Origin of the sequence: Streptomyces sp. NPDC053069, assembly GCF_044546895.1 — a bacterium.
Lineage (GTDB): Bacteria > Actinomycetota > Actinomycetes > Streptomycetales > Streptomycetaceae > Streptomyces.
In genome coordinates this window covers 755,216-779,779 of record NZ_JBITZN010000001.1, presented here as the reverse complement: position 1 = coordinate 779,779, position 24,564 = coordinate 755,216, and the positions used below count along the sequence as shown (strand labels likewise).

The 24,564-nt window shown below is 71.2% G+C and carries 26 protein-coding genes; 15 read left to right on the top strand and 11 right to left on the bottom strand.

Features of this window, described 5'->3' with window-relative positions; translation table 11 throughout:
- Nucleotides 1-75 precede the first annotated feature (75 nt).
- Nucleotides 76-678, bottom strand: coding sequence for a hypothetical protein (locus ACIGXP_RS03510; RefSeq protein ID WP_399763441.1), 603 nt, complete (start codon nt 676-678; stop codon nt 76-78).
- A 568-nt stretch (nt 679-1,246) separates the two neighbouring features.
- Between ACIGXP_RS03510 and ACIGXP_RS03505 the strand changes: the two genes are divergently transcribed.
- Both ACIGXP_RS03505 and ACIGXP_RS03500 read left to right on the top strand, forming a co-directional pair.
- Complete coding sequence (locus tag ACIGXP_RS03505) at nt 1,247-2,764, top strand: glutamate--cysteine ligase (protein WP_363220126.1); 1,518 nt, start codon at nt 1,247-1,249, stop codon at nt 2,762-2,764.
- A gap of 220 nt (nt 2,765-2,984) precedes the next feature.
- Nucleotides 2,985-3,785: a CPBP family intramembrane glutamic endopeptidase gene (locus tag ACIGXP_RS03500; protein WP_399763578.1), complete on the top strand. Its 801-nt coding sequence runs from the start codon at nt 2,985-2,987 to the stop codon at nt 3,783-3,785.
- 332 nt (nt 3,786-4,117) lie between these two features.
- On the opposite strand, the gene ACIGXP_RS03495 is transcribed toward ACIGXP_RS03500, so the two are convergent.
- From ACIGXP_RS03495 to ACIGXP_RS03480, 4 genes are all read right to left on the bottom strand, one after another.
- Nucleotides 4,118-4,930: a PhzF family phenazine biosynthesis protein gene (locus ACIGXP_RS03495; RefSeq protein WP_399763437.1), complete on the bottom strand. Its 813-nt coding sequence runs from the start codon at nt 4,928-4,930 to the stop codon at nt 4,118-4,120.
- A 253-nt stretch (nt 4,931-5,183) separates the two neighbouring features.
- Nucleotides 5,184-5,477, bottom strand: a complete 294-nt coding sequence (locus ACIGXP_RS03490; protein WP_363220123.1) for a DUF1330 domain-containing protein — start codon at nt 5,475-5,477, stop codon at nt 5,184-5,186.
- A gap of 33 nt (nt 5,478-5,510) precedes the next feature.
- A complete protein-coding gene (locus ACIGXP_RS03485) occupies nt 5,511-6,944 on the bottom strand; it encodes an MFS transporter (RefSeq protein ID WP_399763433.1) in 1,434 nt (477 codons plus the stop codon).
- Nucleotides 6,941-7,303 (bottom strand): MarR family winged helix-turn-helix transcriptional regulator, encoded by a 363-nt coding sequence (locus ACIGXP_RS03480; protein WP_399763576.1) that lies wholly within the window; start codon nt 7,301-7,303, stop codon nt 6,941-6,943. Before ACIGXP_RS03480 ends, ACIGXP_RS03485 begins: the two co-directional genes overlap by 4 nt.
- A 976-nt stretch (nt 7,304-8,279) precedes the next feature.
- Here ACIGXP_RS03480 and ACIGXP_RS03475 point away from each other — a divergent pair.
- Nucleotides 8,280-8,906, top strand: a complete 627-nt coding sequence (locus ACIGXP_RS03475) for a PadR family transcriptional regulator (protein WP_399763430.1) — start codon at nt 8,280-8,282, stop codon at nt 8,904-8,906.
- Nucleotides 8,907-8,978: 72 nt separating this feature from the next.
- On the opposite strand, the gene ACIGXP_RS03470 is transcribed toward ACIGXP_RS03475, so the two are convergent.
- The gene (locus tag ACIGXP_RS03470; RefSeq protein WP_399763426.1) at nt 8,979-9,407 is read right to left on the bottom strand and encodes an SRPBCC family protein; all 429 of its coding nucleotides are present in this window, start codon (nt 9,405-9,407) and stop codon (nt 8,979-8,981) included.
- A gap of 296 nt (nt 9,408-9,703) precedes the next feature.
- Here ACIGXP_RS03470 and ACIGXP_RS03465 point away from each other — a divergent pair, with 296 nt between their 5' ends.
- The 3 genes from ACIGXP_RS03465 (at nt 9,704) to ACIGXP_RS03455 (ending at nt 12,492) form a co-directional block, all read left to right on the top strand.
- A complete protein-coding gene (locus ACIGXP_RS03465; RefSeq protein WP_399763423.1) occupies nt 9,704-10,234 on the top strand; it encodes a Clp protease N-terminal domain-containing protein in 531 nt (176 codons plus the stop codon).
- Between the two features lie 69 nt (nt 10,235-10,303).
- Entirely contained in the window at nt 10,304-11,308 is a 1,005-nt protein-coding gene (locus tag ACIGXP_RS03460; protein WP_399763420.1) for an EamA family transporter, read from the top strand.
- A 218-nt stretch (nt 11,309-11,526) separates the two neighbouring features.
- Nucleotides 11,527-12,492 carry a DMT family transporter gene (locus tag ACIGXP_RS03455; RefSeq protein ID WP_399763417.1) on the top strand — a complete coding sequence of 322 codons (966 nt, stop codon included), beginning with the start codon at nt 11,527-11,529 and terminating at the stop codon, nt 12,490-12,492.
- A gap of 14 nt (nt 12,493-12,506) precedes the next feature.
- Here the strand turns inward: ACIGXP_RS03455 and ACIGXP_RS03450 are convergent, their stop codons facing one another.
- A complete protein-coding gene (locus ACIGXP_RS03450) occupies nt 12,507-13,187 on the bottom strand; it encodes a pyridoxamine 5'-phosphate oxidase family protein (RefSeq protein WP_363217208.1) in 681 nt (226 codons plus the stop codon).
- 67 nt (nt 13,188-13,254) lie between these two features.
- On the opposite strand from ACIGXP_RS03450, the gene ACIGXP_RS03445 reads away from it, so the two are divergent.
- On the top strand, nt 13,255-14,586 hold the full coding sequence (locus ACIGXP_RS03445; RefSeq protein ID WP_399763413.1) for an aminotransferase class I/II-fold pyridoxal phosphate-dependent enzyme: 1,332 nt from the start codon (nt 13,255-13,257) through the stop codon (nt 14,584-14,586).
- A 222-nt stretch (nt 14,587-14,808) separates the two neighbouring features.
- On the opposite strand, the gene ACIGXP_RS03440 is transcribed toward ACIGXP_RS03445, so the two are convergent.
- Together ACIGXP_RS03440 and ACIGXP_RS03435 are read right to left on the bottom strand one after the other, a co-directional pair.
- Nucleotides 14,809-15,036 (bottom strand): helix-turn-helix transcriptional regulator, encoded by a 228-nt coding sequence (locus ACIGXP_RS03440; RefSeq protein ID WP_399763410.1) that lies wholly within the window; start codon nt 15,034-15,036, stop codon nt 14,809-14,811.
- A gap of 158 nt (nt 15,037-15,194) precedes the next feature.
- Nucleotides 15,195-16,127: a DMT family transporter gene (locus tag ACIGXP_RS03435; protein ID WP_399763406.1), complete on the bottom strand. Its 933-nt coding sequence runs from the start codon at nt 16,125-16,127 to the stop codon at nt 15,195-15,197.
- A 74-nt stretch (nt 16,128-16,201) separates the two neighbouring features.
- Here ACIGXP_RS03435 and ACIGXP_RS03430 point away from each other — a divergent pair, with 74 nt between their 5' ends.
- Nucleotides 16,202-17,104, top strand: coding sequence for a LysR family transcriptional regulator (locus ACIGXP_RS03430; RefSeq protein ID WP_399763403.1), 903 nt, complete (start codon nt 16,202-16,204; stop codon nt 17,102-17,104).
- A gap of 3 nt (nt 17,105-17,107) precedes the next feature.
- Here the strand turns inward: ACIGXP_RS03430 and ACIGXP_RS03425 are convergent, their stop codons facing one another.
- Nucleotides 17,108-17,578, bottom strand: a complete 471-nt coding sequence (locus ACIGXP_RS03425) for a pyridoxamine 5'-phosphate oxidase family protein (protein WP_363217213.1) — start codon at nt 17,576-17,578, stop codon at nt 17,108-17,110.
- Between the two features lie 103 nt (nt 17,579-17,681).
- Here ACIGXP_RS03425 and ACIGXP_RS03420 point away from each other — a divergent pair, with 103 nt between their 5' ends.
- Nucleotides 17,682-18,329: a cysteine hydrolase gene (locus tag ACIGXP_RS03420; RefSeq protein ID WP_399763573.1), complete on the top strand. Its 648-nt coding sequence runs from the start codon at nt 17,682-17,684 to the stop codon at nt 18,327-18,329.
- 5 nt (nt 18,330-18,334) lie between these two features.
- Here the strand turns inward: ACIGXP_RS03420 and ACIGXP_RS03415 are convergent, their stop codons facing one another.
- A complete protein-coding gene (locus ACIGXP_RS03415; protein WP_399763400.1) occupies nt 18,335-18,832 on the bottom strand; it encodes a Rieske (2Fe-2S) protein in 498 nt (165 codons plus the stop codon).
- 180 nt (nt 18,833-19,012) lie between these two features.
- Between ACIGXP_RS03415 and ACIGXP_RS03410 the strand changes: the two genes are divergently transcribed.
- From ACIGXP_RS03410 to ung, 6 genes are all read left to right on the top strand, one after another.
- The gene (locus tag ACIGXP_RS03410; RefSeq protein WP_363217215.1) at nt 19,013-19,777 is read left to right on the top strand and encodes a HipA family kinase; all 765 of its coding nucleotides are present in this window, start codon (nt 19,013-19,015) and stop codon (nt 19,775-19,777) included.
- A 17-nt stretch (nt 19,778-19,794) separates the two neighbouring features.
- Nucleotides 19,795-20,223 (top strand): DUF3037 domain-containing protein, encoded by a 429-nt coding sequence (locus ACIGXP_RS03405; RefSeq protein ID WP_399763570.1) that lies wholly within the window; start codon nt 19,795-19,797, stop codon nt 20,221-20,223.
- A gap of 147 nt (nt 20,224-20,370) precedes the next feature.
- Entirely contained in the window at nt 20,371-21,132 is a 762-nt protein-coding gene (fabG, locus tag ACIGXP_RS03400; RefSeq protein ID WP_363217216.1) for a 3-oxoacyl-ACP reductase FabG, read from the top strand.
- 13 nt (nt 21,133-21,145) lie between these two features.
- Nucleotides 21,146-21,910 (top strand): SDR family oxidoreductase, encoded by a 765-nt coding sequence (locus ACIGXP_RS03395; RefSeq protein ID WP_363217217.1) that lies wholly within the window; start codon nt 21,146-21,148, stop codon nt 21,908-21,910.
- A gap of 187 nt (nt 21,911-22,097) precedes the next feature.
- Nucleotides 22,098-23,675, top strand: coding sequence for an ABC transporter substrate-binding protein (locus ACIGXP_RS03390; protein WP_399763395.1), 1,578 nt, complete (start codon nt 22,098-22,100; stop codon nt 23,673-23,675).
- A gap of 106 nt (nt 23,676-23,781) precedes the next feature.
- The gene (gene ung / locus ACIGXP_RS03385; RefSeq protein WP_363217220.1) at nt 23,782-24,465 is read left to right on the top strand and encodes a uracil-DNA glycosylase; all 684 of its coding nucleotides are present in this window, start codon (nt 23,782-23,784) and stop codon (nt 24,463-24,465) included.
- The last annotated feature ends 99 nt before the right edge of the window (nt 24,466-24,564 follow it).

Below are 24,564 nucleotides of genomic sequence, written 5' to 3'. Positions count from 1 at the left end.
AGTCCATGCAGACCAGACCCGCTGACATGGGCGTACCCCGCTTCCCTTGCGGGCAGCGGGGTACGCGGATGTGCGTCAGGCGGCGGGCGAGTCGAGAACGGGCGGCCCGAGCAGTGGAAGGGGAGTCGCGCGATGAGTCAGCACCGGCAGCAACTCGGTGACCGGGAACGGCCGGTGAGCCGGTATGCCCGGCGGGGCCGGCGCCAGCGGGACGAGCAGGTCGGTGCCCACCGGGTGCCCCTCGGCTCCGTCGGCCGTGAGGTCGCCGTGCAGCCACAGGGTGAGCATGTACAGGCCGGGCACGGACAACAACCGTGCCTGATGAGGCTGTTGCAGTGCCTCGGCCTGGTGCAGGGCGCGCTCGGTGGAGGCGACGTACGGGCCCTCGAAGAAGTGCGAGAAGGCCCAGCCGTCGGGCGTGAGCATGGTCTCCGCCGCGGCCACCGCCCGGTCGCCGCAGCGGATCAGGAAGCGCCAGCCGGCCAGCCGGGTCGCGGACAGACCCTGGGCGGTGATCCGGTCCAGCACATGCACCGGCAGCGGCAGTTCGGGTGTCGTAGGGCCCTGCGCGGCGCGCAGGGAGGGAGTGCGGGCCTCACGGACCGCGGTGGGCGAACCCAGGGCGGTGAGGACGGAACGCAGGGCAGGCACGGGGGCAGGGGGCACGTGCAGCGGCATGTGGGTCGCCTCTCTCGTACGACAGGCGCGACGGCGCGAGGAGGGGTGGGGCGGACGGCGCTGTCTGCTCACGCAAGGCCGGAAGGGTTGAGGCCCGGGTCGGTGAACAAGGGTGCGGCTCGGCCTGCCGCCCGTCATGGGACGGCCTGAACACGGCAGGAACCAGGACCTGGGGCGTCACCCTTCTGCCTTGTGGGCGAAGTTTATACGACGCGTGTTCGGCCGTTGTTTCATCTATCCCATTTCCGGAAGTCACACAAGGCGGTAATGCGCCGCAGATTTGTGGGACTCCTCCCGATTTCCCGCCCGCCTTCCGCCGCTGACCTCGCCATACGCACCGGTAACGGTCGGCCGAATGTCATCGGCGTTTTTCACGAGGCGTTGCGGGCACCCGAAGGTGCAGGCTGTGACATGCCCCGTGAATGTGCCGCGGGGAACATTCCGAAAGAGTAGCGGGCGCCGGGCCCGCGCGGGACGTTATCGATCGCTTCCGGTGGGCATCATCCACCCTGACCCGGGAGCCCGGCGGCCGGATCGCCGGCCCGCCCATCCGAGGAGGGACACTTCGATGGGGGAGAAGGTCGCGGCAGGGCAGTTCGACCTGTCCGATCGCCAGCGCTACCGCGAAAAGCTCCAGAAGTGCCTGACGGGACTGGAGCGACTGCTGTGCGAGAAGCGATTCGACCGTCCCAGGAATCTCATGGGAGTCGAGATCGAATTGAATCTCGCCGGGCCCGACGGTATGCCCAAAATGTTGAACGGCCAGGTACTGGAGCGCATCGCGAGCCGCGATTTCCAAACAGAACTCGCCATGTTCAACCTGGAAGTCAACATCGCACCACACCGCTTGGGCGGTCGGGTATTCGACCGGCTCGCCGAGGAACTGCGCACCTCGCTCGCCTATGCCGACCGCAAGGCCGGCGAAGTGGACGCCGGTATTGTCATGATCGGTATTCTGCCCACTCTCGACCGCGACGACCTGGTCTCCTCCAACCTCTCCGAGGTCGACCGCTACACCATGCTCAACGAGCAGATCGTGGCCGCGCGCGGCGAGGACTTCCGGCTCGACATCGAGGGCGTGGAACACCTCGTCTGTACGTCCAAGTCGATCGTCCCCGAGGCCGCCTGCACCTCTCTGCAACTGCATCTGCAGGTCACTCCCGGCCGGTTTGCGGACGTGTGGAACGCGGCGCAGGCGGCGAGCGCCGCTCAGATCGCCGTCGGCGCCAACTCGCCGTTCCTGTTCGGTCACGAACTGTGGCGCGAGTCCCGGCCCCCGCTGTTCCTGCAGTCCACCGACACCCGGCCGCCCGAACTCCAGGCGCAGGGCGTTCGGCCGCGCACCTGGTTCGGCGAGCGCTGGATCAGCTCGGCGTACGACCTGTTCGAGGAGAATCTGCGCTTCTTCCCCTCCCTGCTGCCGATCTGCGACGACGAGGAGCCGCTGGACGTCGTCGAGGCGGGCGGCACACCGCGACTCGCCGAACTCGTGCTGCACAACGGCACGATCTACCGCTGGAACCGGCCCGTGTACGGCATCGCCGACGGCGTCCCCCACCTCAGGGTGGAGAACCGGGTGCTGCCGGCCGGGCCGACCATCACCGACGTGATCGCCAACGCGGCCTTCTACTACGGCCTGGTGCGCGCCCTGGCCGAGGAGTCCCGGCCGGTGTGGACCAGACTGCCCTTCGCGGCGGCCGAGGCCAACTTCGACGCGGCGTGCCGGTACGGCATCGACGCGCGGTTCGTGTGGCCCCGGCGCGGGCGCTACGGCGGCACGGGCGAGGTCGACGCGGTCACCCTGATCCGCGACGAACTGCTGCCGCTGGCGGCGGCCGGTCTCGACGCGTGGGGTGTGGAGGCGGCAGACCGCGATCTGTACCTGGGCGTCATCGAGGAGCGCTGCCGGCGCCGGGTGAACGGGGCGTCCTGGCAGGCGGCCACGTTCCATCGGGCACTGGAGCAGGGGCTGACCCGTGAGGCGGCGCTGGCCGCTACGACGCGGAGGTATGCCGAGCTCATGCACGTGGGGGAGCCGGTGCACATGTGGCCGGTGGGGTTGCCGGAGGCGGTGGCCTTGGGCTGAGGGCAGGGTGGTGAGTGGCTCCGGTGGCATGGGGCCTGAGTTGGCGTGAGTGGCCGCGCGCCGTGCGGACCGCCGGGTGTGCGGGGTGGGGCGGGGCTGAAGCTGGTGACGTGTGCCGGTGCAGCCTGCATGCGGCCCGTACGCTGTCCTCACATCTCCTTCTGCGATCCTTGCCGGGCAGAGGTGAGCCGCGGGGCTCATGAGCCGGCTGGAGGCAGGGGTGCAGGTGGAGGCTGACTCGGTGGCTGATTCGGGGGCGCGGGAGCGCGACCCGCAGCGGGTCCTGCGGGACGAGACGCTGCTCGTCCTCGGGCTCTCGCTGGGAGCGAGCGGGGTCTCCGCGCTGATCAGCTTCATCGGCTCGGTCACCAAGCCGGGCGGTCTGAAGGACCAGGCGGCCACCCTCAACGCCTCGGCCGCGCCCGGCCGCCCCTGGCTGGACCTCGCCTGGCAGCTGTTCGGCATCGCCACCGCGCTGGTCCCCGTCGCCCTGGTCGCCCACCTGCTCATGCGCGAGGGCGGCAGCCTGCGCACCCTCGGCTTCGACCGCACCCGCCCCTGGCCCGACCTGGCCCGGGGCGCTGGTGTCGCGGCCGTGATCGGCAGCACCGGCATCGCCTTCTACCTGGCTGCCCGCGGCCTCGGCTTCAACCTCACGGTCGTCCCCGAGGCGCTGCCGGACGTGTGGTGGAAGTACCCCGTGCTGATCCTTTCCGCCTTGCAGAACGCGATCCTCGAAGAGGTCATCGTCGTCGGCTATCTGCTGCGCAGGCTCGGCCGGTTGGGCTGGACCCCGGGGACCGCGCTGGTGGCCAGTGCGGTGCTGCGCGGCTCGTACCACCTCTACCAGGGCATCGGCGGCTTCCTCGGCAACATGGTCATGGGCGTGGTGTTCGTGTACCTGTACCGCCGCTGGGGGCGGGTCGGCCCCCTGGTCGTCGCGCACTCCCTGCTCGACATCGGCGCGTTCGTCGGCTACGCCCTTCTCGCGGGCAAGGTCGGCTGGCTGCCGACGGCCTGAGCACCGACGGGGCTGGTCGCGCAGACAGACCACGGCCCGCATCCGCCACGGCCCGCGGCGTATGCGGCCACCCTGTCGTCTCCACCGGCTGGTGGCGCAGGCAGTCCCCGTGGCCTCCACCAGCGGTGGCGCAAGCAGGCCGCCGTGATGTCCACGGACTGGTGGTGCAGGCGGCCGGCGGCTGCCGTGATCTCCAGCAGCGGTGGCGCAGGCGGGTGGCCCCGTAGTCCCCACTGGCCGGTGGCGCAGGCAGGCCGTCCTCGCGGCCTGCGCCTGCCGGTGGCGCACCTGGCCGCCTCCCTGTATCCACCGGCCGGCGGCGCGGCGGCTGTTCAGGCGCGCAGTTCGCCCTCGATGACCGTGACCGCGCGGCCGGTGAGCAGGGTGCGGTCGCCGCGCAGGCCGGTGCGGACCAGGCCGGTACGGCGGGAGGCCTGCAGCCCGGTGAGGTCGTCCCGGCCGAGGCGCGCGGACCAGTGCGGGGCGAGCGCGGTGTGGGCGCTGCCGGTGACCGGGTCCTCGTCGATGCCGACGTTCGGGAAGAAGCAGCGGGAGACGAAGTCGTAGCCGCGGGAGGCGTCGTCGGCGAGTGCGGTCGCGATGATGCCGCGCGCGGAGTAGGCGCACAGGGACTTGAGGTCCGGCGTGAGGCCGAGGACTGTCTTCTCGTCGGCCAGCTCCACCAGCAGGTCGCCGACGTTCGGACCGGTGTCGAAGACCGCGACCGGCTGTGCCCCGAGCGCCTCGGCGACCCCCGCCGGGATCTCGGCCGGACGGAGCGGCGCCGTCGGGAAGTCGAGCGTGATCGAGCCGTCCTCGGCGGGGTGGGCGCTGAGCACGCCGCTGCGGGTGGCGAACCGTACCGGGCCCTCGTGGGCGCCGGTGGTGTGCAGGACGTGGGCCGTGGCGAGCGTGGCGTGCCCGCACATCGCCACCTCGGCGACGGGCGTGAACCAGCGCAGTGCCCAGTCCGCCTCGCCGCCCTCGGGCAGCCGGTGGGCGAACGCCGTCTCGGCGTGGTTGACCTCCATGGCGACGTTCTGGAGCCAGTCGTCGTCCGGGAAGACGTCGTCCAGGAGCAGGACTCCGGCCGGGTTGCCGGCGAAGGGGCGGTCGGTGAAGGCGTCCACGATTCGAATGCGCATGGCGCCGACGCTAGTGGCTGCGCCGGGCGCCGGCCCAAGGCCAATTCACGAGTCCTGGCACGTTTCCCGTACACCGGCGGTATCCCCCCGCTTCGCGCGCCTGAAGACCTGGCGCATCCTCACCAAACTCCGCACGAGCCCCGCCCGCGCCACCAACCTGCTCCGCGCCCTGCTCGTCCTGACGAACCTCGAACTCGGCCGCTGACAGACGATCAAGACCGAAGACAGCCGCCCACGACCGATTGGGCCTCGGTCAGTCGATGCCTTCGACGATGCGGAAGTCGCGCTCGACGCCGTCGGAGAGGGCGACCAGCGCCTCCTGGTAGGCCGCACTCTCGCGCGCCGCGACGGCCTGCTCGAAGCTGTCGAACTCGACCAGGACGGTGCGCTCGGCGATTCCGGCGTCGTACGCCGCGACCCGCCCGCCGCGGACGATGGTCCGACCGCCCCCGGCCTCGACGGCCAGGCGGGCCAGCTTGTTGTAAGCAGCCAGCTTCTCAGGATCTGAAATGGTGCGGTAGACGCTGACCCAGTAGCCCTTGGGCATGGAACCTCCAGTGTGGGGATGAGTGCATCTGACTTACGGGTTGGTCTCGGACGAGCGTCGGCGGGCGAGAGCGAGGCTTGTCAGCGTCGTGATCGCCATGGCGCCGATGCCGACCAGCGCCGCGGTGGTGTAGGCGCTGTCGTCGGGGAAGAGGTGACCGGGGCCGGTGCCCGCGGCGAGGATCAGGCCGCCGATGGCGCTGCCCAGGGAGTACCCGACGCTGCGGACGACGTAGTTGAGGCTCATGGCGCTCGACGTCTCGCTCTTGGGGGTGACGGCCAGGATGACGCCGGGCATCGCGGCCGAGAAGCCGCCGACGCCGAAGCCGAGCACGCCCATCGCCGCGAACAGTTCGGCCAGGTCCGACCGGGCCGCCGCGAACAGGGCGAACCCGCCGCCGACCACGACGGCGCTGCCGGCCAGGAGCAGGGGGTCGGCGATCCGCGTCCGGACCCGCGGCGTGAGCTTGCCGGCGACGAACCCGAGTACCGAGAACGGGATGAGGACCAGCCCGGCGACGAAGGTCGTCAGCCCGAAGCCGTAGCCGGCGCCGTGCGGCGTCTGCGCGTACCGGGTGATGAGCGTGAGCAGGAGGTACATGCCGATCCCGCCGACGAACATGGCGAGGTTCGCCCCGGCGACCGCCGGGTGCCGCACCGCCCGCACATCTACCAGGGGCGTCGTGCTGCGCAACTCGATGACGGCCCAGACGCAGATCAGCACCACCGCGACGACGGCGAGGCCCGCCGCCACCACGAGGTGCCGGCTCCACAGATTCCGTTCGCCGGCGAGGAACAGCACCAGGAGCAGCGCAGCGGCCAGGACGACCCCGCCTGCCACGTCCACGTGGGCGGAGCGGCCTTTGGGGGCTTCGGGCATGGAGCGCCACGCGGTCAGGAGGGCGGCGGCGGTGACGACCAGGCCGAGGCCGTAGGCGGCCCGTACCCCGCCGAGCTCGGCGAGCAGTGCGGCCAACGGGTAGCCGACGCCGGCCCCGATGATCGAGACCACCGAGATCAGGGCGATCACGGCCGCGCTGCGCTCCTCGGGGAGGTGGTCCCGGGCCACGCCCATCATCAGCGCCGTCAGCCCGAGCCCGACGCCCTGGGCCGCCCTGCCGGCCAGCAGCCACGCGAACGGCAGCGGCAGCACGGTGAGCGCGCTGCCGGCGACGACGACCGCCAGCGTGGCGAGGATCGTGGCCCGCCGGTGCGGGCCGGCGCCGAGCCGGCCCAGGACCGGCGTGGCGACGGCGCCGCTGAGCAGCGCGACGGTCAGCGTCCACTGCGCGCTGCCGAGCGAGACGTGGAACGAGGTCGCCACGCTGGTGATGAGCGGCGTCCCGAGGCTGGCGACCGCCGCCACGACCAGAGCGATGAACATCAGGGCGGGGACCAGCAGCCGCGCCTCGGAACGCGCCACCGGGAACGCCTTCACCGCGACCCCGCCGACCGGCTGCCCGGTCACTGCTTCGGCCCTTCGCGGTCCTGGCTTTCGAGCTCCGCCAGATGCTCCAGCGCCGGAAGGGCCGCCACCAGGGCCTCGACCTCGTCGCCGGTGAGCTCGCCGATCAACCGCTCGAACGCGTGGATGCCCGCCTGGCGCCGCGTCCGGACATAGGAGGCGCCGGCCTCGGTCAGGCACACCAGCGTGACCCGCTTGTCGGACGCGTCGCCCCGCCGCTCGACCAGGCCGGACTCCTCCATCACCCGGACCAGCGCGGTCATCGCGGGCTGGGTGACGCCCTCGACCGCGGCCAGATCGGTGATGCGCCGCGGGCCGGTCCGGTCCAGGGTGGCCAGGGTGGCGGCGGACGTCAGGCTCATGTCCCGGGGCAGACGTCTCACGGCCCTGGTGGCCAGGCCGTAGAGGGCTGCCCCGATGGCGGCGGACGCGCCAGGAGCGGTGTCTTGACGACTCATGCTCGAAGCATAGCATTTTTATATTCATAATTTATGGAAATGGTCGGCTGACGCGGGCGGCCTCGACCGCTGGGAGCCGGTGACGTCTCAGAGGCTGCCACTGCGCTTGTCCTGGCCGATGAACCCGCAACGACGTGGACGCCGGGACGCTCTCCGTGACGGCCCGGCGCATCGCTGCCACCGCCCGAGGTTCGGCCCGGCGCATCGCTGCCACCGCCCGAGGTTCGGCCCGGCGCATCGCTGCCACCGCCCGAGGTTCGGCCCGGCCCAAGAACCTGGCGGACATCCATGGCGCGGGCACCCAGCCGCAACCGTCCCGGACGCGCAGGCCTCACGATGTCCTCCCCGCCGCCAGGGCTGACGACCGTCCCGCCGTTCAGCGGAGCTGAGAGCAGATCGGCCGTCAGCTCACGTTTCCAGAACGGGTGATGGAGCGCCGGCAGCACCGTCTCCCGGTCGCCGACGCGGTCACCGGTGGCGTGCCAGCGGCGCAGATTCGCCTGAAACGGCTGCCCCAAGTCCCCGACCAGCCGGACGTGAAGTTCTTCTGCCTCTTGAACGCGATGAACTTCCGGACCGGAGCGGCACGTTCGAAGGGCTCGTCCCAAAATCGGGCCGGCGATCCCAGTTGTCCGACCCCGTCGGCGCCGACGAACCCCCACCACGACCACCCGTTCCGTACACCGTCCGAACCAGATCGCTCGAGACAACCGGCGAACCGGACCAGATCGCCTGAGACAGGGGCCGGGTCGTCGGAGGCAGGACACCCGGCGTCCTGACACGGGTCTTGTCATGCGATCGATACCGATATATCGTTGAGGCATCGCGAACGATACGCGATACAGACGTGACAGATCATCGATGGAATGGAGTGATCGCGATGCGTACCCACGGATTCGAGCGTGGACATCGGCACGAGGGCCCCGGCCTGCGCGGCAGGGGCGGATTCGACGGGCGGCGGGCCGCCTTCGGGCCCTTCGGTCCGGGTGGTCCGGGGTTCGGCCCCGGCGGACCCGGATTCGGGCCCGGCCCCTGGGGGCCCCGGGGGCGCGGTGGCCCGAGGGGGCGGGCGCGGCGCGGTGATGTGCGGGCCTCGATCCTGGCCCTGCTCAAGGACCGTCCCATGCACGGCTACGAGATGATCCAGGAGATCGCCGAACGCAGCGGCGGCGCCTGGAAGCCCAGCCCCGGCTCGGTCTATCCCACCCTCCAACTGCTGGAGGACGAGGGCCTGATCGCAAGCGAGAGCGAGGGCGGCAAGAAGCTGTTCGCCCTCACCGAGGACGGGCGTGTCGTGGCCGACGAGGGCCCGGACGCCCCCTGGGAGGAGGCCTCGCGCGGGGTCGACTGGGAGGCGCTCGGTGAGATCCGCCAGGCGGGCTTCGGTCTGATGGAAGCCTTCGGGCAGGTCTGGAAGACCGGCAGCAAGGAGCAGCGCGAGAAGGCGCTGGCCGTCATCAACGACGCCCGCAAGAAGCTGTATCTGATCCTGGCCGACGAGCACTGAGCTCGCGGTCGGGCAAGGCGCCCCGCGCGGCGGTCCGCGCGGGGCGCCTTCGCGTGCCCGGCCCGCCGGGGCTCAGGCGACCAGGCCGGCCAGCTTGCGCAGCGACTCGTTCAGCGCGGCCGTCGCCGAGTCCTTCAGTTTGCCCGCCATCAATGACACCGCGGCGCCCGTGAACTCGCCGTCGATACGGACGCTCGTGGCGTCCCCGTCGGGCGTGAGGGTGTAGCGGGTGGCGACCGTCACCGCCATCGGGCCCTTGCCCCGGATGGCGAACACCCGCGCCGGTTCCAGCTCCTCGATGGTCCAGTCGACCTCGGCCGGGAAGCCCATCAGTTTCATGTTCTCCTGGAACGTCCCGCCCACGGCCAGCGTGTCCGGCCCGCCCTTGGGGAAGCTGGTGTGGGTGGCGTTCCACTCCCCGTACGACGACCAGTCGGTGAGCCGGGTCCACACCTTCTCGGCCGGTGCCTCGATACGTGCCTCCGCGCTGACTTCGGCCATGCGACCACCCCTTCGGATCGGGCGTAGCGGGCTACGGTGTCGCGGAACGTAGCCGCAAGGGCACGAACATTCAATACTGATGAACCGTCAGAATCCGGTGCGGTACTGCCTGCCGTCGACCCCTGATCGGCCGGATCTCCTCCCTGAGGAGGAGATCCGGAGCGGCGATGTCCACTCTGTGTGGGATGCAAAGATGGTTCCGCCCGTGGATGACTCGGCCCGTTGAGGCTGATGGGGTAGAGGATGTGCAACCCCGTACAGCCCGTCGGGCCGCCCATGACGAGGCGGCTGCGCACATGGACGACGATGCCGCGCTCGGCGCCGAGCTGGCAGCGGTGGTCGCCGGTGCCCGGCGGAGGGCCGTCCGGGACGGCGACCGGCAGATCGACACCGCGCATCTGCTGCACTCCCTGCTGGAACACGATCCCGAGGTGCGTGCCGCCGTCGGCGGGCCGCCGCAGCTCGCCCGGCTGCTCGGCTACCTCGTGCAGCGCAGCATCGGCTACGGACTGCGCTGGCAGGGCAGCGTGGAGGACTCCGGTGCGCTCCCCGCCGTCCCCGGACAGGCCGTTCGCGGCGCCCGGGAACCCGGGGACACCGCCGGCTGGTCGCCCGCCGCGGCCGCCGCACTGGACGGGGCCCGCGACCGCGCCCGACTGCGCGGTGAGCCCCGCGTGCACGGCATCGACCTCCTCGCCACCCTCACCGCGGATCCCGCCTCCCGGGCCGTCGAGGTGCTGGCGCGCGCGGGCATCCGCGACCTGAACACCCGGCTCGAAGCCGGCCCGGCGGAGGAGTACGCCGGCGACGGAGGCGCTGCCCGCTGAGCCCCCGCATGTCCAGCCCCTGAGACAGGTGTCAACAGGGGTGACGCTCATGTCGCCGCCTGTCATCATGTGCCGGTGCATACGTCAGAGAGCAGTGAGGGCAGCCGCGGCAAGGGCGCCGGGCTCGGTCTCGCACTTGCCTCCGCGCTCGCCTTCGGCGGGTCCGGAGTGGCCGCCAAACCGCTGATCGAGGCGGGGCTCGACCCGCTCGACGTGGTCTGGCTGCGGGTGGCCGGCGCCGCCCTCGTCATGCTGCCGCTCGCGGTACGGCACCGCGCCCTGCTGCACCGCCGTCCCGCGCTGCTCGCCGGATTCGGACTGCTCGCCGTCGCCGGGGTCCAGGCCTGCTACTTCGCCGCGCTCTCCCGCATCCCGGTGGGTGTGGCGCTGCTCATCGAGTACCTGGCTCCCGCGCTGGTGCTGGGCTGGGTGCGGTTCGTGCAGCGGCGGCCGGTGACCCGCGCCGCCGCGCTCGGCGTCGTCCTCGCCGCCGGGGGCCTCGCCTGTGTGGTGGAGGTCTGGTCGGGGCTCAGCTTCGACGCCCTCGGACTGCTGCTCGCGCTCGGCGCCGCCTGCTGCCAGGTCGGCTACTTCGTCCTGGCCGACCAGGGCAGCGACGCGGGCGACGCGGCACCGGACCCGCTCGGTGTCATCGCCCACGGCCTGCTCGTCGGCGCCCTCGTCCTCACGGCCGTCGCCCGCCCCTGGAGCATGCGCTGGTCGGTGCTCACCGGCTCTGCCGACCTGAACGGCACCGCCGTACCGGCCCTCGCCCTGCTCGGCTGGATCGTGCTGATCGCCACCGTCGTCGCGTACGTCACCGGTGTGCTGTCGGTACGGCGGCTGTCCCCGCAGGTCGCCGGTGTCGTCGCCTGCCTGGAGGCGGTCATCGCGACCGTGCTGGCCTGGGTGCTGCTCGGCGAGCATCTGTCGGCGCCGCAGGTGGCCGGCGGTGTGGTCGTCCTGGTCGGCGCGTTCATCGCCCAGTCGTCCGCCCCGGCCAAGGGGTCCGCCGAGCCGGTGGCCGCGGGCGGAGCCGAACGCGAGTTGTCGCCCCACGGTACGGCCGCATAGGGTGCCGGTCATGCCGTCCACGCTCGTCCTTCCGCCCCCGGCCGCCTGAGGCGGGCCTCCGGGACACCAGCCCCGCGCAGCTGCGCCGGGCCGGACGGTGCTGCCCGCAGATGAAGTCCGCGCGTCCCGCTGCAGCGGGACGCTCTCGAACTTCCGCACCCTGGGTGCGTTTCTGCGGAGAGAATCCCTTGACGACGAATCCTTTGTCGGCGAATCCCTTGTCGACGAGTCGCCCGACGACGTCTGACACTGCTTCGGGCCTGCCCGTCGGGCGTGGCCTGCTCTGCCTGATCATCACCGGTGCCGCCTGGGGCACGGCCGGAGCCGCCGCCTCCCTGGTCTACCGGACCAGCGACATGGGCGCCTTCGGACTGTCCTTCTGGCGCTGCGCGCTCGGCCTCGTCCTGCTGCTCGCCGGACGAGGACTGCGCCCGCGTGTCCGCCCGGCCACCACCGAACCCCTGCTCCGCAGGGCCGGCAAGGTCCTCGCCACCGGCCTCGGTCTGGCCGTGTTCCAGACCGCCTACTTCGCCGCCGTGGAGTCGACCGGACTGGCCGTGGCCACCGTCGTCACCCTCGGCGCGGGCCCCGTGCTCATCGCGCTCGGTGCCCGGCTGCTGCTCGGGGAACAGCTCGGTGCCGGCGGGGCGTCGGCCGTCGCCGGGGCACTCGCCGGGCTGGCCGTCCTGACCTTGGGCGGCTCGGCCGCGACCGTGCGGCCCGCAGGCGTGCTCCTCGCGCTCGCCTCGGCCGCGGGCTATGGCGCCATGACCCTGCTGACCCGCTGGTGGGGGAGGGGCGGCGGCGCCGACGCCTCCGGCACCACCGTGGGGGCCTTCGCAGTGACCGGCCTGTGCCTGTTGCCGTTCGCGCTGCACGAGGGCCTGCTCCCGCACACCGCCCACCCGGCCCGGCTGCTGTGGCTGGTGGTGTACATCGCCGCCGTGCCCACGGCTCTCGCGTACGCGCTCTACTTCGCCGGGGCGGCCGTCGTACGGTCCGCCACCGTCTCCGTGATCATGCTGCTGGAACCGGTGACCGCGGCCGTGCTCGCCGTCGTCCTGCTCGGTGAGCGCCTCACGGTGACCACCACGGCCGGCATCCTGCTCCTGCTCGGCGCGGTCGCGGGCCTGGCGGTGAGCGAGGCCCGCGGGGGCGGCGGCCGGGAGTCGGTCCGGGTGTAGGTGCTGTCCGTGGTCTACAGCGCGGTCAGATAGTCCGGCAGCTCGACGCCGGCCGCCAGGTCGGCGTTGGGCACCGGCGCATCGTAGCCCTTGCGGAGCGGGACGACGCCGGCCCAGTGCGGCAGCGCGAGGTCCTCCGGATCGTCGTTCGCGCCTCCGGTGCGGACCTTGGCCGAGACCTCGTCCAGGTCCAGGCGGATCACCGCGGTGGCGGCCAGCTCCTTCTTGTTCGCGGGCCGGGAGTCGGCGGCGCGGCCCGGTACGACGTGGTCCACCAGCGCGTCCAGCGCCACCCGCCGCTCCTCGGGGTCGGTGACCTGGCGCGCGACGCCGTGCACGACCACGGAGCGGTAGTTGATGGAGTGGTGGAAGGCGGAGCGGGCCAGCACCAGCCCGTCCACGTGGGTGACCGTCAGGCACACCGGCAGACCCGGGTCGGTCTCGCCGGTCATCCGCAGCGGGCGGGAACCGGTGGACCCGTGCACATAGAGCCGCTCACCGACCCGCCCGTACAGCGTCGGCAGCACCACCGGTGCCCCGTCGCGGACGAATCCCAGATGGCACACGTACCCCTCGTCGAGTATCGAGTGCACCAGCTCCTTGTCGTACGACGCCCGGTCCGCGGAGCGGGTGGGCACGGTGCGGTCGGTCGGGGTGTAGGCGGCGGCCTGGTTTTCCTCGGTCGTCCCCTGCATGACGGTCCCTCCAAGGCGAGCAATGGTGAGCTGGCGTTCAGTATTGCACTAGTGCATAATGTTCTTTGTGCTAGGAGAGTATCCCATCGAAGGGCGCGGCGCAGCAGAGATCGCGGCCAGCGTCGAGCGCGCGGTCGGCGCCGGTGACCTGCGGCCGGGCCAGACCCTGCCGCCCATGCGGGAGTTGGCGGCCCGGCTCGGCGTCAACCCCAACACCGTCGCGGCCGCCTACCGCACCCTGCGCGAACGAGGCGTGATCGAGACGGCCGGCCGCCGGGGCAGCCGTATCCGGCCCAAGCCGGCCACCACCGGCCGTGAGGAACTGCGGGTGGAGGTCCCCGCCGGAGGCCGCGACCTGGCCACCGGCAACCCCGACCCGGCTCTGCTGCCCCACCTCACCGCCGCCCTGGTCGCGGCGGCGGAGGAGGGCGACCGGCGGCCCGTCCTCTACGGCGACGACCCGGTCGACCCGGGCCTCGTCCGCATCGCCCGCGCCGAACTCGACGCCGACGGCGTCCCCGACGGTCCGCTGACCGTGACGTCCGGTTCCCTCGACGCCATCGAGCGCGTTCTCGCCGCGCACCTCAAACCGGGCGACGCGGTCGCCGTCGAGGACCCCGGCTGGGGCAGTGTCCTCGACCTGGTTCCCGCCCTGGGCCTGCGGACCGTCCCCGTGGGCGTGGACGACGACGGACCGAGCCCCGAAGACCTGCGCCACGCCCTGGATTCCGGGGCCCGCGCGCTGATCGTCACCGACCGCGCCCAGAACCCGACCGGCGCCTCGCTGACCGCCACGCGCGCGCGTGCCCTGCGTGCGGTCCTGCGCGACCACCCGCAGACCCTGCTCATCGAGGACGACCACGGCCACGGCATCGTCGACCTCCCGCTGCACCCCCTCGCGGGCGTCACTCGCCACTGGGCCGTCGTCCGCTCCGCCTCCAAGGCCTACGGCCCCGACCTGCGGGTAGCTGTCCTCACCGGCGACCCGGTCACCGTCGACCGCGTCCGGGGCCGCCAGCGTCTGGGCCCCGGCTGGGTGAGCCTGCTGCTGCAGCGGACCGTGGCCCGGCTGTGGACCGAGGGCGCGGTGGACCGGGTGACGGTGGCGCAGGCGTACGCGGCCCGGAGGGACGCCTTGGTCGAGGCGCTGGCGGAGCGCGGAGTCGTCTCTCATGGGCGCAGCGGCATGAACGTGTGGGTGCCGGTCCCGGACGAGACGGGCGCGGTGGCCCGTCTCCTCCAGCAGGGCTGGGCGGTCGCTCCGGGCGCCCGCTTCCGCGTGGCCTCCCGGCCGGGCATCCGCATCACGATCTCGACACTCACCGAGGAGGACATCAGCCCCTTGGCGGACGCGGTGTCAGCAGCGGTGCGCCCGTCTCCGGCCCGCGTCTATGTCTGAGAGCCCGTGAGTCACCACTGTCCGGTGATCGACGAGCGGGGTGAGCGGCTGCTGTCCCGCGCGACGAGTTCACGACGCCGGCCGGTCACCTCGACCACGACCCCGAGCACCCTGCTCCGAGCCTGGATGCGGGCTTACGGCTACGGGTGTGCGAGCGCACCAACTCGTCGATGAACAAGCCCGCGCTGCCCGAGGTGGCCGGGTGATCGGCCCGTACGCGCATCAGCGGCACAGTCCTGAGATCAGTTCTTCGCGGCACGTTACTCTGGTCTTGCGGTAGACGGCCTTGAAGTGGTCGTTGACCGTGTGGAGCGACAGGCTCAGGCGGCGGGCGATCTGTTGGGCGGGCAGCCCTTCGAGCGCCAGTTCCAGTACGCCGTGCTCCCTGCGGGTGATGCCGTACCAGGCGGCCACGACGGGCAGCAGCAGATCGGCGGGGGCCGGCTGCACGGTGGGCTCCACCAGACGAGCCCTTGCCTCCAAGAAGCGCGCCACCTGCGGCGAGCCCACGTCGGAAGTCGAAGCAAGAGCCACCTGTCGTGGACCTTCCAGCGCCGCCGCTGCGTATCCACAACGGACCCGCGCCCGCACACGAACCCGCAGCCCCCTCAGGCACCCTTCCGCTGCATCTGCGTAAGCGCCGCCCCCGCCAGAACGATCACCGCTCCGACGGGCGTGGTCCACCGCAACGACTCCCCGAGAATGGCAACGCCCGCACCCGTCGCGATGACCGGAATGAAGTACGTGACCATCTGCGCGGTGGTGGGCCCGACCTCAGTGACCAACCCGTACTGGATCAGCATGGCCAGCCCCGTGCCCAACACCCCCAGCGCGGCGATCGCGAGCAGCGGAACCAGCGAGAAGTGTGCGGGAAAGCTGGTGAACAGTGGTGTGACAACGGCCAGTTGAAGCGCTGCGAGCATCAGCTGCGCCCCCGTCATCGACAGATGGGAGTTGCCCGTCCCCGCCAGCGTCCGCCGGACGTAGATCCAGCCCACCGGGTAGCTCAGCGACGCCAGCAGGGCCAAGGTCGTACCCGTGGCGTCCAGCCCGTGGAAGCCCTGCCAGGCACCCAGCACCGTCAGGACGCCCAGGAACCCCAGTCCGAGTCCGGCCACGCGGACCCGGGTCGGCCGGTCCTCGGAGAGGGCGACCAGCGACAGGGCCATCCCCCACAGGGGCGACGTCGCGTTGCAGATACCGGCCAGCGTGGACGGAATCGTCAGCTCCGAGTAGGCGAAGAGGGAGAACGGCAGGGCGTTCAGGAAGAACGCGGCGACCGCCATATGGCCCCACAGCCGGGCCCCGCGCGGCAGCCGCTCCCGCTTGGCCGCCATCGCCGCCGCCAGTACCGCCGTACCGAACACGAGACGCCCGAGAGTGACCTGGAAGGGCGCGTATCCCGCCGTGCCCACCTTGATCAACAGGAAGCTGAAGCCCCAGATCAGGGACAGCGCGCCGAAGCGCAGCCGCCAGTCCAGGCGGGCGCGGGGACGGGCGGGGGCGGGGGACTGGGTGCGGGTTGCGGTGACCGTGCTCATGGCCTCCACGATGCTCCAGGCAACCTCGTAGCACAATCGAGATTTCGCACGAGAAACCTCTTAGAATCACTTACATGTTGAACCTGGAGCGCCTGCGCACCCTCGACGCCCTCGCCCGGCACGGCTCGGTCAGCGCCGCGGCGGACGCGCTGCACGTCACCACGTCCGCCGTTTCCCAGCAGCTGGGCAAGCTGGAGCGTGAGATCGGGCAGCAGCTCCTCGCCAAGAACGGCAGGGGCGTGCGGCTCACGGACGCCGGCCGACTGCTGTCGGAGCACGCGGCGCGCATCCTCTCGCAGGTCGAACTGGCCGAGTCCGACCTGGAGGCGCACCGCGGGCAGGTCGTCGGCGAACTACGGCTGTCGGCGTTCCCGACCGCCGCCCGGGGGCTCTTCCCGGCCGCGCTCGGCGCACTGCGGGCCGAGCACCCCGGGCTGCGCGTGCGCTCCAGCGAGCTGGAGCCGGAGCCGGGCATCGCCGGTGTCGTCCGTGGCGACCTGGATCTCGCGGTGGTCCTGGACTGGTACAACAAGCCGATGCCGGTGCCCGACGGCCTGGTCAAGGCGCCCCTGATGGACGACCCGGCCGATGTCGCCATGCCGCTCGGGCACCGCCTCGCCGACCGGGACGAGGTGGACCTCACCGAGTTCGCCGAGGACGAGTGGATCACCTGGGGCGAGGGTCAGTTCTGCCACGAGTGGCTGATGTTCACGCTGCGGTCCAAGGGCGTCGAACCGATCGTCGGCCACCGCGCCGGCGAGACCCACACCCAACTCGGCCTGGTGGCCTCCGGGTTGGGTGTCTGCATCGCACCGCTGCTGGGCCGCCACCCGGTCCCGGACGGCGTGGTCATGGTGCCGCTCAGGCAGCGGGTGCGCCGGCACGTGTATGTGGTCTGGCGGGCCGACGCCGACCGCCGCCCCTCGATCCGGGCCGCGGTCGACGCCCTGCGCACCGCCGCGCAGCAACTCGGCTGAGCTCTACGCCCCGCCCAGTTTCCGGAAGTCCCAGGACACGATCTTCTCCGGGGTCAGCCGTGCCCAGGCGTGCCGTCCGTCGTGCGGCATCTCGTCCAGACCGAAGTTCTTCCGCGCGAACAGCGTCTCCGCTGTGTCGAGTTCGGCGCACAGCTCCCCGGTGCGCGGCACCTCGCCCACGAACTCCACCCGCCCGGACAGCTCGACCCCGCGCAACTGGTCGTACTCCTCGCCGGAGTCGATCACGACAGCCACCCGCGGATCGCGCCGCAGCTGGGCCCAGCGCCGGCTGCGCACCACCGAGTACAGCCACAGCGAGGTGCCGTCCCAGGCGAACCAGAGCGCGCTGACATGCGGAGTGCCGTCCGCCGAGACGGTCGCGACCCGGCAGGTGCGCTGACTGGTGAGGAACGTGTCCAGCTCGCCGGGCGTCATCATGATCTTCCGGCCCCGGCGCTGCTGAGTGATGGTCATGCGGCCCCCTCTTCTCCCACGTCGTGCCAGAGAACTATCGTGTCCTGGAGATCCTCTGACATCACGTCAGAAAAGAAAACCGTTCGTGGCCAGGGGGCGCGTCATGCCGTCGTACGAACAGCTCCGTGAACTCCTCGACCCCGGGCACACCGTCCTGCTCACCGTGGAGTGCCAGCAGGGCGTCGTCGGACCGGACAGCGCCCTGCCCGACCTGGCCCGCGAGGCCCGCTCCTCCGGTGCGCTGCGCCAGGTCGCCCGGCTCGTCGCCGCCGCCCACGAGACGGGGGTCCAGGTGATCCACGCGATCGCCGAGCGCCGCCCGGACGGCCGGGGGGCGAGCCGCAACGCCCGGCTGTTCCGGGCCGCGGAACGGCTCCCCGTCCAACAGCTGTCCGGCACCACCGCGGTGCGCGTCGCACCCCCGATCGAGGTCGGTGAGGAGGACCTCGTCGTACGCCGGCTGCACGGCCTGTCCCCGATCCACGGCACCGACGTCGACGCCCTGCTGCGCAATCTCGGCTGCCGCACGCTGATCGTCACCGGCGTCTCCGCCAACGTGGCGATACCCAACGCGGTGTTCGACGCGGTCAACCTCGGCTACACCGCCGTCGTCCCGGCCGACGCCATCGCGGGGGTGCCCGCCGACTACACGCCCGCGATGATCCGGCACACCCTCGCGCTGATCGCCACGATCTCGACCACCGACGAGGTGCTCGGCTGCCTCCAACGGCCGCGCGGGCGGCGGCCCTAGGGGGCTCAGGCCAGCTTGATCTCGTCGCCGGAGACCGTGATCTTGGCGGCGGGCAGCGGCTTGGTCGCGGGACCCTGCTTCACACTGCCGTCCTCGGCGGAGAAATGACTGTTGTGGCACGGGCACACGATCACGCCGTTCGCCACGCTGCCCACGGCACACCCCTGGTGGGTGCACTTGGACGAGAACGCCTTGTACTGGCCCGCCGCCGGCTGGGTGACCACGACTCCCTGGTCCTTGAAGACCTTGCCGCCGCCCTCCGGGATGTCCGAGGTCTTGGCGAGCGCGGTGCCGCCGGCGGAGCCGCCGCTGTTCTGCGAGGCTCCGGTGGAGCCGGTCGTACCTGCCGTGCCGGAGGAACCGGAGCCGGTGCCGGTCGTGTCCGACGAGTTGTCGCCCGAACCGCAGGCGGTCAGCGCGGCGGCGAGCCCCGCCGCTCCGGCCGCCGCCACGACGGTACGACGGGCGGGTCCGGTGGCCGGCTGGGGCGATGCGCTGGTCATGTGGCGTTCCCTTCCGCGGAGCTTCTCGTGATCCGTCCAGGGGTACGGCGCTCGGGCGCCACCCGTTCAGACGGGCACCCAGATCCTTGCCGTCCGGCATGAGACGGCCATGAGCCACAGCTGTGGATCTGCTGTCGGTCCCATCCCGGCAACCAGCGGCGATCCCAGTAACCTGGGGCGATGCTCAAGGAAGTCACCGCGACCCGCTACATCACGCCGTTGCGTGAGGGGGGCTCGCTGCCCGGGCTCGTCGAGGCCGACGACTTCGGGACCTACGTCCTGAAGTTCACCGGTGCCGGACAGGGCCGCAAGACACTGGTCGCCGAGGTGGTGTGCGGCGAACTCGCCCGCCGCCTCGGATTCCGGATGCCGCGTCTGGTCACCGTCCGGCTGGACCCGGTGCTCGGACTCGGCGAGCCCGAGCAGCAGGTGCAGGAGCTGCTCAGGTCCAGCGGCGGCACCAACCTCGGCATGGACTTCCTCTCCGGTGCCCTCGGCTACGATCCGCTCGCCTTCCCGGTGAGCTCCGAGGAAGCCGGCCGGATCGTCTGGTTCGACGCGCTGATCAACAACGTGGACCGCTCCTGGCGCAACCCCAACCTCCTCGTGCACAGCGGCGAGCTGTGGCTCATCGACCACGGCGCGACGATGATCTGGCACCACAACTGGCCCTCCGCCGAGGCCTCCGCGGCGCGCCCCTACGACGCCGGTGACCACGCCCTCGCCCGCTTCGCCCCGGACGTCACCGCCGCCGCCGCGGAGCTGGCACCCCGGGTCACCGAGGACCTCCTGGCCGAGGTCACCGCCGAGATCCCGGACACCTGGCTCACCGACGAGCCGGGCTTCGACACCCCGGACGAGCTGCGGCGGGCCTACGCCGGGCCGCTGCTCGCGCGGGCGCAGGCCGTCCACGAACGCATCAGCGGCATCGAGGGGACCAAGTGAGCGACACCCACATCCACATGGCCGGCCATGTCACCGAACGGCACATCACCCGGGCGGGCCAGGGCGGCGACCGGGACGTGTTCGAGTACGCCCTGCTGCGGGTCGTACCGCGCGTGGAGCGCGGCGAGTGCATCAACGCGGGCGTGATCGTCTACAGCCGCGCGCAGGCCTACGTCGGTGCTCGTACCCATCTGGACGAGGCCCGGCTGCTCGCGCTCGACCCGCGGGCCGACGTGGCAGGCATCCGGGCGGCGCTCGATGCGGTCGAGCGCCACTGCGCGGGCGGTGAGGAGGCGGGGCAGGCCGCCCGGGACGACGCCGGGCGGCGCTTTCGCTGGCTGATCGCGCCCCGTTCCACCGTCGTACAGCCCGGTCCCGTGCACACCGGGCTCACCGCCGACCCGGCCGCCGAGACCGAGCGCCTGCTGGACCTCCTGGTGAGGTAATGGATCACAACGGCCGAGTGGGCCGTTGACACCGGGTGCCAGGGCTTCTAGCGTCACCTGTGCTGAAGGTACTAAGCGGTCGCTCACCGCACCACGAGGTCCCCCGAAGGGCCTGACAGGTTCTCTCAAGGGCGAGGAGAAGCAGCAATGTCCACCACTGAACAGCGGGTCGCGGTAGTCACCGGCGCGGCGCGCGGCATCGGCGCCGCCACCGCGGTACGGCTGGCCGCCGAGGGCCGCGCCGTCGCCGTGATCGACCTCGACGAGGCCGCCTGCAAGGACACCGTCGAGAAGATCACCGCCGCCGGCGGCAGGGCGATCGCGGTCGGCGCGGACGTCTCCGACGAGGCGCAGGTCGAGGCGGCCGTAGCCCGGATCGTCGAGGAACTCGGCGCGCCGACGATCCTGGTTAACAACGCGGGCGTCCTGCGTGACAACCTGCTGTTCAAGATGAGTGTCTCCGACTGGGACACCGTCATGAACGTCCACCTGCGCGGCTCCTTCCTGATGACCAAGGCTCTCCAGAAGCACATGGTCGAGGCGGGCTTCGGCCGGATCGTCAACCTCTCCTCCTCCTCGGCGCTCGGCAACCGCGGCCAGGTCAACTACTCCGCCGCCAAGGCCGGCCTGCAGGGCTTCACCAAGACCCTCGCCATCGAGCTGGGCAAGTTCGGCATCACCGCCAACGCCGTCGCCCCGGGCTTCATCGCCACCGAGATGACCAAGGCCACCGCCGACCGCGTCAAGATGGACTTCGAGGACTTCAAGAAGGCCGCCGCCACCCAGATCCCGGTGCAGCGCGTCGGCGAGCCCGAGGACATCGCCAACGCCATCGCCTTCTTCACCGGCGAGGCGGCCGGTTTTGTCTCCGGCCAGGTGCTGTACGTCGCCGGCGGACCGCTCAACTAAGGGAAACGGGTACATGACTTCCGCTGAACTGCCCGAGCTGTCGGGCAAGGTCGCCCTCGTCACCGGCGCCAGCCGCGGCATCGGCTACGGTGTCGCCGAGGCCCTCGTCGCCCGCGGCGACCGCGTGTGCATCACCGGCCGGGGCGAGGACGCCCTGAAGGAGGCCGTCGAGAGGCTCGGCTCGGACCGGGTCATCGCCGTCCCCGGCAAGGCCCACGACCTCGCCCACCAGGCCGAGGCCGTCGAGCGCACCATGGAGGCCTTCGGCCGCCTGGACTTCCTGGTCAACAACGCGGGCACCAACCCGGTCTTCGGCCCGATCGCCGACCTCGACCTGGACGTGGCCCGCAAGGTCTTCGAGACCAATGTGATCTCCGCGCTCGGCTTCGCCCAGAAGACCTGGCACGCCTGGCAGAAGGACAACGGCGGCGCGATCGTCAACATCGCCTCGATCGCGGGCCTCGCGCCCTCGCCGTTCATCGGCGCCTACGGCGTCAGCAAGGCCGCGATGATCAACCTGACCCAGCAGCTGGCGCATGAGTTCGCGCCGAAGGTGCGGGTCAACGCGATCGCCCCGGCCGTGGTCAAGACCAAGTTCGCGCAGGCCCTGTACGAGAACCGAGAGGAGGAGGCGGCCGCCGGCTACCCGCTCGGCCGGCTCGGCGTGCCCTCCGACATCGGCGGCGCCGCAGCCTTCCTCACCTCCGAGCAGTCCGACTGGATCACCGGTCAGACGCTCGTTGTGGACGGCGGCATGTTCCTGAACGCCGGGGTGTGAGCCACCTCCCGGGCGTCGATTTTCGGACAGATCGGCGCCCGGGGCACCCCGGCGAGTCCGCAAAGCGGACTGACAACGTCGTCATGCAGAAGTCGATCAAGATGTCCTGTTTCCGGGGAGGTTCACGGGGCCGAACGCTGCGGTATGGTCTGCCGACCCTTGGTATGGCAGATCGAGGAGCGTGCGCGTGTTCAACCGGAACCGATTCCTGCGGAAAGTCGCGGCGATCGCGTCCATATCCCTGGTGGCCGGCTGCGGTCTGCTGTCCGACGGTGACAGTGACGGCAAGGGGCCGATCGTCGTGGGCACCACCAGCGCCCCCAGCACGCTGGACCCGGCCGGTGCCTGGGACGGCTCCTGGGAGCTGTACCGGAACATCTTCCAGACACTGCTCGCCTATCCCAACGGTGCCACCACCCCCCAGCCCGACGCCGCCCAGCGCTGCTCCTTCACCGACGCCACCAGCCGCACCTACCGCTGCACGCTGCGCGAGGGCATGAAGTTCGCCGACGGCGACCCGCTGAACGCCCAGGCCGTCAAGTACTCCATCGACCGCATCCGCACGATCAACGCCCCCGGCGGCCCCGCCGGACTCCTCGGCAGCCTGGACCGGGTACAGGCGCTCGGCGACCGCGACATCGTCTTCCACCTCAACCAGCCCGACGCGACCTTCCCCTTCGTGCTGGCCACCCCCGCCATGTCGATCGTCGACCCGGACGACTACCCCGCGCGCTCCCTGCGCAAGGACGACAAGGTGTACGGCTCCGGACCGTACGAGCTCCAGTCGTACGAGGACGACCACCAGGCCGTCCTGGTGCGCAACGGGAACTACCAGGGCTTCGCCAAGCTGCAGAACGACGCGGTGACCATCCGCTACTTCCAGGACTCGGCCGGCATGGTCAAGGCGCTGCGTGACAAGCAGATCGATTTGACCTACCGAGGTCTCGCCGCCGACGACATCCTCGCCCTCCAGCAGCACGACGACAGCGCGCTCCAGCTGGTCGACGGCGCCGGCACGGACATCAGCTACCTGGTGTTCAACCCCAAGGACCCCTGGGCCAAGGAGCCCGCCGTACGCAAGGCCGTCGCCCAGATCATCGACCGGGGCGCCATCGCGCACAAGGTCTACAAGGACACGGTCGACCCGCTGTACTCGATGGTCCCCAAGGGCCTCACCGGACACGCCACCGGCTTCTTCGACGACTACGGCGACCCGAGCGTCCCCAAGGCTCGCAAGATCCTCTCCGACGCGGGCATCCACCAGCGCGTCCCGCTCACCCTCTGGTACACCACCGACCGCTACGGCTCAGAGACGGCACTGATGTTCCAGGAGCTGAAGCGGCAGCTGGAGGCCTCCGGCCTGTTCACCATCACGCTCAAGAGCCGCCCCTGGAAGACCTACGTGGTCGGCTACCAGAGCGGCGACTACCCGGTGTTCGGCCGCGGCTGGTTCCCGGACTTCCCCGACGCGGACAACTTCATCGCTCCGTTCGTCGGCGAGCACAACGCGCTCGGTACGCCCTACCCGTCCAAGGAGATCACCGCCCGGCTGCTGCCCCACTCGCGCGCGGAGAGCGACCGGGCCCAGACGGTCAAGGACATGGAACAGGCGCAGCAGATCATGGTGGACGACGCCCGGCTGATCCCGCTGTGGCAGGGCAGGCAGTTCATCGCGGCAAGCGACGACATCGCCGGCGGCGAGCAGGCCCTCGACCCGTCGACGATCATGATGATGTGGACGCTGCACCGCAAGACCAGCTGGTGAGTACGGGGAACGGCCCTCACGGCACCGATTGTCAGTGGTCGCCTGTAGGTTCTGAGAACGGAAGTGACCGCAGGCCGTAATCGATCGACATCGTGAGGACGTTGACGTGACCGACATCGCCATGCTGCCCGAGTCCTGGCGCGGGGTTCTGGGCGACGAGCTGCAGCAGCCCTACTTCAAGGAGCTGACCGAGTTCGTCGAGGAGGAGCGGGCGAAGGGCCCCGTCTATCCGCCGCGCGAGGAGGTCTTCGCCGCGCTGGATGCGACGCCGTACGAGCAGGTGAAGGTCCTCGTCCTCGGCCAGGACCCGTACCACGGCGAGGGCCAGGGCCACGGCCTGTGCTTCTCGGTCCGCCCCGGGGTGAAGACCCCGCCCTCGCTCCGCAACATCTACAAGGAGATGAAGGAGGAGCTGGGCCTGCCGGTCCCGGACAACGGCTATCTGATGCCGTGGGCCCGACAGGGCGTGCTGCTGCTCAACGCGGTCCTCACGGTCCGGGGCGGCGAGGCGAACTCGCACAAGGGCAAGGGCTGGGAGAAGTTCACCGACGCGGTGATCCGCGCCGTGGCCTCCCGGCCCGACCCGGCCGTCTTCGTCCTGTGGGGCAACTACGCGCAGAAGAAGCTGCCGCTGATCGACGAGACCCGGCATGTGGTGGTCAAGGGAGCGCACCCCTCACCGCTGTCCGCAAAGAAGTTCTTCGGATCCCGCCCGTTCACCCAGATCAATGAGGCGATCGCCCTGCAGGGGCACGAGCCGATCGACTGGCGCATCCCGAACCTGGCCTGACAGCCGCGAGGGGACGGGGGCCGTTGCCGGCGTCCTGTGCGCACCCGCGGCCGGCCACCGACCCACAGCGCAACGGCGCTGCCTGACCTGCAAAACTCG

Coding starts and splice junctions, on each gene's coding strand:
- ACIGXP_RS03510 (WP_399763441.1), bottom strand. CDS start 678: ATGCCGCTGCACGTGCCCCCTGCCCCCGTGCCTGCCCTGCGTTCCGTC.
- ACIGXP_RS03505 (WP_363220126.1), top strand. CDS start 1,247: ATGGGGGAGAAGGTCGCGGCAGGGCAGTTCGACCTGTCCGATCGCCAG.
- ACIGXP_RS03495 (WP_399763437.1), bottom strand. CDS start 4,930: ATGCGCATTCGAATCGTGGACGCCTTCACCGACCGCCCCTTCGCCGGC.
- ACIGXP_RS03490 (WP_363220123.1), bottom strand. CDS start 5,477: ATGCCCAAGGGCTACTGGGTCAGCGTCTACCGCACCATTTCAGATCCT.
- ACIGXP_RS03480 (WP_399763576.1), bottom strand. CDS start 7,303: ATGAGCCTGACGTCCGCCGCCACCCTGGCCACCCTGGACCGGACCGGC.
- ACIGXP_RS03475 (WP_399763430.1), top strand. CDS start 8,280: ATGCGTACCCACGGATTCGAGCGTGGACATCGGCACGAGGGCCCCGGC.
- ACIGXP_RS03470 (WP_399763426.1), bottom strand. CDS start 9,407: ATGGCCGAAGTCAGCGCGGAGGCACGTATCGAGGCACCGGCCGAGAAG.
- ACIGXP_RS03465 (WP_399763423.1), top strand. CDS start 9,704: ATGGACGACGATGCCGCGCTCGGCGCCGAGCTGGCAGCGGTGGTCGCC.
- ACIGXP_RS03450 (WP_363217208.1), bottom strand. CDS start 13,187: ATGCAGGGGACGACCGAGGAAAACCAGGCCGCCGCCTACACCCCGACC.
- ACIGXP_RS03435 (WP_399763406.1), bottom strand. CDS start 16,127: ATGAGCACGGTCACCGCAACCCGCACCCAGTCCCCCGCCCCCGCCCGT.
- ACIGXP_RS03430 (WP_399763403.1), top strand. CDS start 16,202: ATGTTGAACCTGGAGCGCCTGCGCACCCTCGACGCCCTCGCCCGGCAC.
- ACIGXP_RS03425 (WP_363217213.1), bottom strand. CDS start 17,578: ATGACCATCACTCAGCAGCGCCGGGGCCGGAAGATCATGATGACGCCC.
- ACIGXP_RS03420 (WP_399763573.1), top strand. CDS start 17,682: ATGCCGTCGTACGAACAGCTCCGTGAACTCCTCGACCCCGGGCACACC.
- ACIGXP_RS03415 (WP_399763400.1), bottom strand. CDS start 18,832: ATGACCAGCGCATCGCCCCAGCCGGCCACCGGACCCGCCCGTCGTACC.
- ACIGXP_RS03410 (WP_363217215.1), top strand. CDS start 19,013: ATGCTCAAGGAAGTCACCGCGACCCGCTACATCACGCCGTTGCGTGAG.
- ACIGXP_RS03405 (WP_399763570.1), top strand. CDS start 19,795: ATGGCCGGCCATGTCACCGAACGGCACATCACCCGGGCGGGCCAGGGC.
- fabG (WP_363217216.1), top strand. CDS start 20,371: ATGTCCACCACTGAACAGCGGGTCGCGGTAGTCACCGGCGCGGCGCGC.
- ACIGXP_RS03395 (WP_363217217.1), top strand. CDS start 21,146: ATGACTTCCGCTGAACTGCCCGAGCTGTCGGGCAAGGTCGCCCTCGTC.